The organism is Bacillus sp. EB106-02-03-XG38, from assembly GCF_058792175.1.
Map to the genome: position 1 here is coordinate 27,932 of NZ_JBYTED010000005.1, position 9,434 is coordinate 37,365.

Genomic DNA, 9,434 nt, shown 5'->3' on the forward strand with positions numbered 1-9,434 from the left:
GCCAGAGACAAAGCCAGAAGTGAAGCCAGAGACAAAGCCAGAAGTGAAGCCAGAGACAAAGCCAGAAGTGAAGCCAGAGACAAAGCCAGAAGTGAAGCCAGAGACAAAACCAGTAGTACCAGAGGGATTAGATACAAACCTTGTGGCAGAAGATTTTTCTTATTATCCTGAGTCGTTAAAAAATCCGTTAGTACAGAAACAACTAACTAAAGAGGCACAGAGTATTCTAAAGGGAATTAATAGTACATATAATACAAATCTTCAGTACAAGGATCCTTTAAGTATTGTAGATAAAAATATGTACCTTCCTAAAGGATCAATCGGAGCCCAATTTGCTGTAGCAGGAAGCCCAGATGATTTTAAAATATATTTTCTAGATAACAACAAAGCAACTGTAGAATTAGCGAAACAATGGGCTACTTTACTGAGCGGTTTAAATTTAGATAAGGAAATTCAGGAAACTGTTAATGCACAAACAATAAATAATTATCAAAAAGGAAACTATAAAATTCGCATTGGACACGCTATGGCTGAGCAAACAATGTACATAGATGTTGAACCTAAATAATGATAAAATTAATTATAATATGATTCTAATGATGAAATACGTGAAGGACAAACCTTACGTACCTAACCAATGGTACAGGTTTGTCCTTTTTTATGTTTCAGGAGGGGAATGTATGAAATTTAAAAGAGGATTATTTTTTTTATGCACTTCAACAGTATTAATGATTCCAAGTATATCAAGTGCGAAAAATGCTGATATACCATTTTATAATGGGGGTGAAAATACTTTTGTAACAGCGACGGACTTACAAATGCCTGGTAAATATATTCGGCCAGGGAGTGGGTATTCACCACCTGGTGTGGATTTAATGTATAAAGGTGATCTGCATTACCCAGCTGTATATAACGGTTCTTTTAATTTTGATAATCCACATGATAATTTGGTGAAAAATGAAGATTTATCTGAACCTTATGTTCGAATTGCAAATGATGGTTATTGGAATAGCGCTGTTACAGTGGGCGATCGTATGGTGACAGAAGTAGAAAGAATAAATAATGGTATTATTGCTGATAAATATTGGGGGAATCCTAAATTTGTATTAGAAAATATGAATAAACATTTAATATTTAATTTAAATATTAAAACACCATATGGTAGATTTTATTGGATTCGTGATATAGCTTATCTATCAGGAGGGTATGCGGGTGCCGGAGGTGTAGATGGAGTGAATAAATATAGCCTATGGTATGTAAGAACTAGTAAACCTGAAATAAAAGAATTTAAAGTCTCTAGTGGTACAAAAGATACACCTGTTAGATTCATGTTTAATGGCTTCGAATATGTAAGTAAAGATAAAGGATATAAAGAACATGGTCCAAAACTCGATGCAGGTAACCCGTATTCACACATAGCAGGTGAGCGAAATCGTGTGAAATGGATGCTAGATATTACAAAAAGTGGAGAAACAGTTCATCATCAGGAAAATTACCTGCGTTCAAATCCTCAAAAAGATAATCAAAAACCAAATGAAGGCGATGCAGGGCGATTTACGAAAGAAGATATAAGTTGGCAGCCTCAGATGTGTGGTCGTTATACTGCAAAGTTAAAAATTATTGATGGGGTTCAAAGGGATTCAAATGAGAAAGTAGTTGATTTTATTGTAGATGGAAACTGTGGTACAGAAGTAACATCTAATCCAGATCCAGGTGATGAAGATGATTTTAAATATAAAATTGATTTCTCAGCTGACCGAATTGAAGGAGAAACAGCAAGGGAAGGAAAGAATATTAAAACAAGAGTAGATGTATCGCGCGATAATTTTAAGCCAGAACGTGACCAATATAGAGTAAAGGTAAATAATAATATTAATAAATCTCAGCAGGAAGTATATAGTGCTGAATCCGATAGAGATAGTGCACAGTCAAGTTTAAGTTATTGTCGTCGTAATCCAATTCATGAGAAAGATGAAGAGGGCCATGACTACTATATTGATAGAGACTGCTCTTGGGAAGAAAACAGACTGGATAATGCTGCAAGCAGGTTAGATAATGCAAGACAAAAACTAGAAAAAGAGAAGAATAAAATTAAAAAGTTAGATGTACTAGAAACGAAATATGCAAATCCTGAAACAGTAGTCGTGCTCAAGCATAACGGACAACAAGTTGCATCACAAAAGGTACGGTTAAATGAGGGAGAAAAGAAAACCTTGAACCTTGGCTGGCAACATAAGGGGAAAGGAACAATTCAAGCGGAAATTAACCCTGCAGGTAATCGTATAGATATTGAAGAAACCACTTATAAAAATAACCCTATTAAAACAGCTATCTATGCACCATCACATGAAAATGGGATGTGCGGTCTAACGAGTGTAAAAGGTGTGGTGGAATCAGTAAGTGAACGTGTATCAAAAGAGGACACAATGGGAGAAATGTTTTATGAAACATTAAGTGGAAGTATAGATAATTTAGCACCATCTAAGCTTCATTCTGGCTATGGGTTTTCGTATGAAGTAAACGGAAAATATAAAAATGACTGGAATGCAAATTATCCTGGTGTATTTGCAAAAGTAACGGCACAATATCCTTTTGCTGATGAAGGGTTAAAAACTACACAAGAATTAGACAGTGTTTCTAATACTGGCCTAACATCAAAATTCTTACCTAAAAATATGTATTTGTCTGAAATAACAGGACATGTCTTTGATAGTAAAAGACCGACTAAGTCTCTATACTGGGATGGTCAAGAAAAAATTATTGATGGTCAACGCAAATGGTATACACCAATGAAGACAAAAGATGATGTATATACATTTAATGTAGAAACAGCTCCAGCAGGTGTCAATGAAATGAGTCTATGCTTAACTGAGCAAGTAGAAATTAAAGGTGTTGCCTATGATGATTTCATAAAAAGAAGAGTATTTCCAGATGATCCATTTCCTGGAGGGAGTGGAGTAGGATGGAACTGGGTAGGTAAAGAAGAACTACTTCATAAACTGACTGATTGGTATTACATGAAAAATAGGAAATAAAATATATAATAAGATGAATCAACACAATAATATATCCATCTTAAACTAGTAGCTGAATGGACAAACCAAAGGCACATCCCTTAATGGGATGTGCCTTTTTTTTTCGTAGAAGGGGGAATTAGAAATGGATAAAAAGAAAAAACAACAAGTGAGACGTGCAGTTTTTATAGGGGTTGTTGCAATGATTGTATCTTTGTATATTGGAAGTGAGTTGCAAGATCGGAATGGGAAAAGTTATGCCCCTGCAAAGTATTTTGAGACGGGGACAAAGCTTGTTTCGTTCTAACAGAATAAATAATAAGATAAAAAAGAGACAACTGTTATACAATGCCTTCTCTTTAAGGATAGCAATTGACCACCCTCAAATATTTAATTATGTTAGAATGATTTTACCATGTTTCAGGGTTGATTAATTACTTGAAAACCCTGATATTAAAACGTTTTTAGACTTTTTTATTTTTAAAACCAGAGCTTTAGCATGGTGAAAATAATATTTTTTTAGAAATGATTGACATTAAACTCTATATATCATAATATTGAATTGTTATATTAAAGAAAACAAATCCAACATTTTCATATAAACTTTAGATTAGCTAAAAGGACACACCTAAGGCGCATAATGCCATAGGTGTGTCCTTTTTTGCGTTTAAAGGCTATATAAGGAGGAATACAAACATTGAAGCCATCTAAGTTTCAAAAGAAGCAGATTGCTGCGGTAGGTTTAGCTGCTGTAACAGTAGCGGGTATCTATGGATACAATTATTTTGCAGTAGAAAATGCAGTAAAACCAACTAAAATTGTTGTAGCCGCAAAGGATATACCTGCACATACAGAGATTAAAGAAGACATGCTAGTGGAACGAACATTACCTGGTGATGCCATTCCACCGAATGCATTACGTGTAAGCAAAAGAGATGTTGTAGGGAAGTGGACAAATGATGGGCAACCCATTACCGAAAATAGCTATCTCTTTAAAAACAAAGTAGTAAAGAAAGAAGAGTTACCGGACTCTTCCATTTTAAACTTGAAAGGTGGAGAAGTTGCTTTCTCGTTACTTGTTGATTTAGAAACAAGTTCAGGGAATAGTATTATTCCTAACACATATGTGGACTTGTATTTTAAGCAGGTTGTGAAAGAAGGGGACAATGAGAAGGTTGTCTTCGGTGGGCTGTTCCAACGTGTACGCGTGACTGCTGCAAAAGATAGCAATACAGAAGATGCATTTGTGTTAGAAAAGAAAGAATCAAAAGAGGAACAAGAAGACAAACAAAAGCCAAAAGTAACGCGATTATACACACTGGCTGTTTCACCTGAACAACTTCAATACTTAAATCGTGCAAAAACACTTGGAGACGTCATTCCTGTTGCGGTCGGACAAAAGGTGGAACAAACAGGGAAAGAGTTAGAACCAGCTGAAGGATTCTCACAAATATCTGATCAAAAGAACATTTTAGACTATGTAGAGAAGCATTCGACAAATCCGATTTCTAAAAATGTAAAAGAGTATGTAGCACAGTATCTGAACGAATCCAAGTAAGAAAGGGGTTATTAAGATGGAGCGGCAAGTAAGAATTATTGCCTTTTATGCGACAAACGAAAATGTAGGAAAAAGCACATTAAGTATTGCGATAGCAAATGAGTTAGCTCATTTAGGGAAAAAGGTACTTTATGTAGAAGCAGACCAAGTAAGACCAAGCTTTGCAGTTGGAACTGGTCTCAGCCACGATAGTAAAAACATATTAGAGCTTGTAAGAAAAGAAAATGAATACAATCTCTTGCAGTATATTTGTACCAAGCAAGATTTATTAGAGAAAAAAGTGAATCCAAGGTTGATGCAAAAATTGCACGATAAGATGGATTTTCTGGTGTTTCCATCAGGTTATAGCTTAGCTCAATTCCCAGAGATCCAAAACAAAGAATTCTTTGTAACGACATTTATAGAGTCACTTGTAGATACAGAATATGACTATATCGTTCTATTAGTACCAACTGAATTATCCGAGGTGCTGAGTTATCCAATCCTATATCAATCAGATCTTGTTGTTCATGTATTAAATGGAAATCCCCGAGGTGCGTTAGCTATTAAGCGAGAATTACAGCTGATTGAAGATGCAAAGCTAACAATGCCCCGTATGATTCATGTTTTGAACATGGCAGATGAAAATTATGTAGAAGATATTGAAAAGCTTTCTTCTCAAAAAATAGCAGTAACCATTCCGTATGACAGGGATCGCACGAGTTACGAATGGGGGATGCAATTTGGTTCCCCTCAAATTAATACAAAGGTCCATCAAATTATGGAAGCAGCTGGTCTTGGTATTCCATCCCAGCAATCCTCTATGAAAAAGGGTCTCTTTGGTTTACGAAATTAAAAGGGGGACAAGGAGTATGTGGGGCTATTTACAGGAAAAACAAATCGCCTTAAAGCGAAATCGAGTTGATCTATATCACTTTGGTTACATGATTCGTTCCAAATCGGCCCGAAAGTTAGGAACAACTACAGCTCAACAAATTAAAGATATAACAGATGAAATTCGTTCGTTTTTAGTAAAAGACCATCGTGATATCCTCAGTGAATCCTTTATGAATAAAGAAAAGAGAGCAGCTGTAGAACAAATTATTAAAAGCTTTCTATTAAGCAATCAAGTCGTCATTTCAGATGTACCTTCTGAACAGTTACTGAATATGGTGTGTGACGAAATTGTGGGGTTTGGGATTATAGAACCTTTAAAAGAAGATAAGGATGTAACCGATATTTATATCAATGGCACAAAAGAAATTATTTACGAAAAAATTGGAGAGGGAGAATGTACCTTCCCTTACCGATTTGAGACGGAAGAAGAAGTGAAAGCTTTAGCCTATAAGATGGTAAACAGTACATCAGAGTCATTAAATACGGCAAAGCCATATGTGGACTGCGTGTTTCCGTATATCCGTATCAATATTGCGCTAGATGAACTTGGGGGACTCGGAACAACAATAACGATTCGTAAGAATGCGGATCACCTCCGTGCTTCTGAAGAGCGTATGCTATCTACTAATCAAGCGTCAAAAGTGATGTTGGACTTTTTGGCTGCAGCCGTGAAATCTAAAATGAATATTCTAGTTGCTGGAGCTACGGGTACAGGGAAATCAGAGTTTATGAAATATCTTGCCTCTCACATTCCGAAAGGAAAGAAAAAAGAACGTACTCTGGTAGTAGAAGATAACCCTGAATTATATTTGCATCGCATTTTTCCAGAACATCATTTTGTTCCGATGCAATGTAGGGCATCGGAAGTAGAAGAAAATACAATCGATTTTGATAGATTGTTAACAAATGCTTTACGTCAAGGACCAAAGCGATTAATTGTAGGGGAATCAAGGGGGAAGGAAGCGTTAAAAATGATTAACTTCTTCCAAACAGGACATCCTGGTTTCACCTCTGTCCATGCAAGAAGTGCAAAAGAAGCAGTTAGACGTTTAATGCTTATGTGCCTGCAAAGTGGTGCGAATATCGATGCGCAGTATTTATATGAATTAATTTCTCAAACATTCGATTTGGTCGTCTTTTTAGAAAAGAAAGAAGATGGGAATCGCTATATTACAGAGATGATTGAATTATTGGATTATCAAGATGACATACAGTTCAATCAGCTTTCTCAATTTATTCCGTCAGGTGAGGAATACGATGAAATAAATGAGAGAGTAGGAAAGATTCATGGAGATCATATCGTTACAGCAAAAATGTCAGCCGAAATGGAGAAGAAATTCCGTTCTTCTACTGTAAACCCAGCTCTTTATGCACCATTCCTTTCACAACAGGAGGTGCAGTATGCATAGTTTGTTCGCCTATGGGTGTATATTTTTAATCTTTATTAGTGTAGTATTTCTCGTTTTACTTTTTGCGAAATCTAAGGGTTCTGCTCTTTCTCAATTTGTACAAGAAAATGAGAAAGAAGAAAGGCGTTTGGAATTAAGGAATATCAAAGGGATACGAATGTATCTGCCACAATCCGTTATCCAAGAAGCCCAAAAGTACGAGTGGAAATTGACGAAAAGCATGTACTGGGTATATACAATTCTTTCTGGAATGAGTATTGCAACAGTATTCTATTTTTCTTTTGGAAGAGATCCTTTTACACTGATTACCGTTTTATGTGGATTTTTAGTTCCGAGATTTCTTCTCTATCGAAGAAAAAAACGTTACTACTTGGTTGTCATTGATCGTCTTTCTATCTATATGAAGGCTGTAGCGAATGCACTTCAAATTAGTAATAACGCAAAACGGGTGTTAGTTCAGGTTAAACCAATGATGCATGAAAGCATTCAAGAAGAAATAGAAAAAGTTTCTCTTTTATTAGAAGGTGGAACTACAATGCACCGTGCATTTAGAGGATTCAATGAAACGTTTAACTTTAGGGAATTGGTATTTTTCCATGAAATGTTGGAAGTGTGTAGCCGAGAAGGCGGAGCAAATTCAGTGCAAGTCTTACTAGATATTGCAGAAGATTTCGAAAAACAAAAGCTATACCTGGCAAGATTACGTTCAAGTTTGTCGCAAGCACAACGTGCCTTTGTACAGAACTGCTTAATCGTCATTGCCATGCCGATTGTGATTATGTTGATGTCAAAAGAAGCATATGGATTTTTAGCAGGTTCTATGATGGGGAAAATCGTATTAGCGGTAAATATGTTCATTGTCTTTTTCTTAGCAACCCGTGTAGAAAAGATTGCAAATTATAATCCAACAGAAAGAGGGGAATAAAGTGGCTGCGATTTTAGCTGTAGTGGTATTCGTTGTCATGTATTGGGTATTCTCTACCTTTCTACAAAGTAAAAAAGATAGTGGTAGCCTACTTACAAACTATGTAGAAAATGCAAAGCGAATTGAAAAAAAGAATTTAAATCAAATGATGCTCGCTCCTTTTCAGTCATTATCACATAAGTATCTGACAGAAGAAAAGAAAGAGCAGATTCAGAAAAAATTAGAAGAAGCTGGTTTGGATACGAAACCAGAAGAATATTTGAAAATGAAGGTTGCGTATCCCATCATTTTCACTTCTGTTTTCTTGATATGTACAGTGTTTCATGATTACTACCTATTTAAAGTGGGAGTTTTGATTTCACCACTGCTTTATTTCTATCCTGATTATTTATTAAAGAAAAGAATCAAGCAGGCGATAGAAGCAAGGAAATTTGAATTACCAGAGTATCTAATTCCGATGTTGCAGCTGTTAAAAACACATACAACATTAGAAGCAGTAAAAAAGGCGCAAATATATGCAGGGAGACATCTTCGACCATATGTATCTACACTTACAGCGGAATTAGAAATGTATGCGGGTTCGGATCAACCATTTCGTAACTTTGCAGCAGCTTTAAATAGTCCAGAAATCAATACCTTTACGATTGCATTGCAACAAGCACAAAAAACGGACAAGGTACAGAGCCTTCGTATTATGGACGCGCAGATTAAAATGATGCGAGAGCTAAAACATGAGAACTATAACCGTCTCATTCAAAATAAGCCAATGGAAATGAATAAATTTAACGTTGCAGTTATTGGCTGTATTGTGATTTATCCAATGGTTATTGTTATTCAATCCTTAATGCAAGGATTTGCAAGTATATAAGAAGCTAGTATCCCAAATTGAATAAGAAGAGGAGCAATACACATGTTAACAAAAATGAAGAATTGGTTAAAAAACGAAGACTCACAATTATCATCAGAAAATGGTATGTTAATTGCCTTGGCTGTAATTATTGTATTAGTGATTGGCCCGTTTGTATGGAAAGCAATTCAAGGCGGGTATGACACAATTCTAGCTCGATTTACAAAAGCATCAAGCAATGCAGATGTGAATACTTGGAACAAATAATAGAATTTTTAAAACAAGGATGTTTATTACGTATAGCTCAATTGAACTACTCACCACTTAACGTCCTTACGGACTGTTTGAAGTGGGAGATTCCTGCGAACACCGGTGTATCCACCGGTTATCTTAGCAGGCTCTACCCGTAGTCCCTACGGTGAAAACATAAGTATCTTGTACGTTGACTCACCACACTACCTACTTTAGCTTGGTTTTCGCAACTTCGGCAAGTATGGGGCGAAAGAACGTTGAAGATTTTACGGTTGCAACGTTTTTCTGCAACCAACCTCATATCTTCAGTTTTCAAAGAGCAATCTGTACAAGTAAATGATAGCAAACATGTTGGCTTATGCCAACCGACATTCATCTCCCACCTAAAATTGGTGTTTCACACCTTCACATTTTTGAGGAAGGAGTCCTCTGTCGGAAAACGATAAATAGATAAGGGAGTTCTAATCATGTTAGCAAAAATGAAAAATTGGTTAAAAAACGAAGACTCACAGTTATCATCAGAAAACGGTATGTTAATCGCCTTGGCTGTAAT

The 9,434-nt window shown here is 36.0% G+C and carries 8 protein-coding genes and 1 pseudogene; all 9 read left to right on the plus strand.

Annotated elements, in window-relative coordinates:
- Positions 1 to 568, plus strand: a pseudogene (locus AC3WTI_RS20980) (S-layer homology domain-containing protein); the annotation flags it as partial.
- Between the two features lie 112 nt (positions 569 to 680).
- The gene (locus AC3WTI_RS20985) at positions 681 to 3,035 is read left to right on the plus strand and encodes a hypothetical protein (protein WP_492304392.1); all 2,355 of its coding nucleotides are present in this window, start codon (positions 681 to 683) and stop codon (positions 3,033 to 3,035) included.
- Positions 3,036 to 3,159: 124 nt separating this feature from the next.
- On the plus strand, positions 3,160 to 3,321 hold the full coding sequence (locus tag AC3WTI_RS20990; RefSeq protein WP_048530121.1) for a hypothetical protein: 162 nt from the start codon (positions 3,160 to 3,162) through the stop codon (positions 3,319 to 3,321).
- A gap of 390 nt (positions 3,322 to 3,711) precedes the next feature.
- The gene (gene cpaB, locus AC3WTI_RS20995; RefSeq protein ID WP_492304393.1) at positions 3,712 to 4,572 is read left to right on the plus strand and encodes a Flp pilus assembly protein CpaB; all 861 of its coding nucleotides are present in this window, start codon (positions 3,712 to 3,714) and stop codon (positions 4,570 to 4,572) included.
- Positions 4,573 to 4,588: 16 nt separating this feature from the next.
- A complete protein-coding gene (locus tag AC3WTI_RS21000; protein ID WP_097841304.1) occupies positions 4,589 to 5,407 on the plus strand; it encodes a CpaE/TadZ family protein in 819 nt (272 codons plus the stop codon).
- Between the two features lie 16 nt (positions 5,408 to 5,423).
- A complete protein-coding gene (locus AC3WTI_RS21005; RefSeq protein WP_097841305.1) occupies positions 5,424 to 6,857 on the plus strand; it encodes a TadA family conjugal transfer-associated ATPase in 1,434 nt (477 codons plus the stop codon).
- On the plus strand, positions 6,850 to 7,782 hold the full coding sequence (locus AC3WTI_RS21010; protein ID WP_098903997.1) for a type II secretion system F family protein: 933 nt from the start codon (positions 6,850 to 6,852) through the stop codon (positions 7,780 to 7,782). Before AC3WTI_RS21005 ends, AC3WTI_RS21010 begins: the two co-directional genes overlap by 8 nt.
- A 1-nt stretch (position 7,783) precedes the next feature.
- On the plus strand, positions 7,784 to 8,650 hold the full coding sequence (locus AC3WTI_RS21015) for a hypothetical protein (protein WP_098903998.1): 867 nt from the start codon (positions 7,784 to 7,786) through the stop codon (positions 8,648 to 8,650).
- 42 nt (positions 8,651 to 8,692) lie between these two features.
- Positions 8,693 to 8,896, plus strand: a complete 204-nt coding sequence (locus tag AC3WTI_RS21020; protein ID WP_000956355.1) for a hypothetical protein — start codon at positions 8,693 to 8,695, stop codon at positions 8,894 to 8,896.
- The last annotated feature ends 538 nt before the right edge of the window (positions 8,897 to 9,434 follow it).

Excerpts from the sequence above, each read along its gene's own strand:
- AC3WTI_RS20985 (WP_492304392.1), top strand. The coding sequence starts at position 681 with ATGAAATTTAAAAGAGGATTATTTTTTTTATGCACTTCAACAGTATTA.
- AC3WTI_RS20990 (WP_048530121.1), top strand. The coding sequence starts at position 3,160 with ATGGATAAAAAGAAAAAACAACAAGTGAGACGTGCAGTTTTTATAGGG.
- AC3WTI_RS21000 (WP_097841304.1), top strand. The coding sequence starts at position 4,589 with ATGGAGCGGCAAGTAAGAATTATTGCCTTTTATGCGACAAACGAAAAT.
- AC3WTI_RS21005 (WP_097841305.1), top strand. The coding sequence starts at position 5,424 with ATGTGGGGCTATTTACAGGAAAAACAAATCGCCTTAAAGCGAAATCGA.
- AC3WTI_RS21010 (WP_098903997.1), top strand. The coding sequence starts at position 6,850 with ATGCATAGTTTGTTCGCCTATGGGTGTATATTTTTAATCTTTATTAGT.
- AC3WTI_RS21020 (WP_000956355.1), top strand. The coding sequence starts at position 8,693 with ATGTTAACAAAAATGAAGAATTGGTTAAAAAACGAAGACTCACAATTA.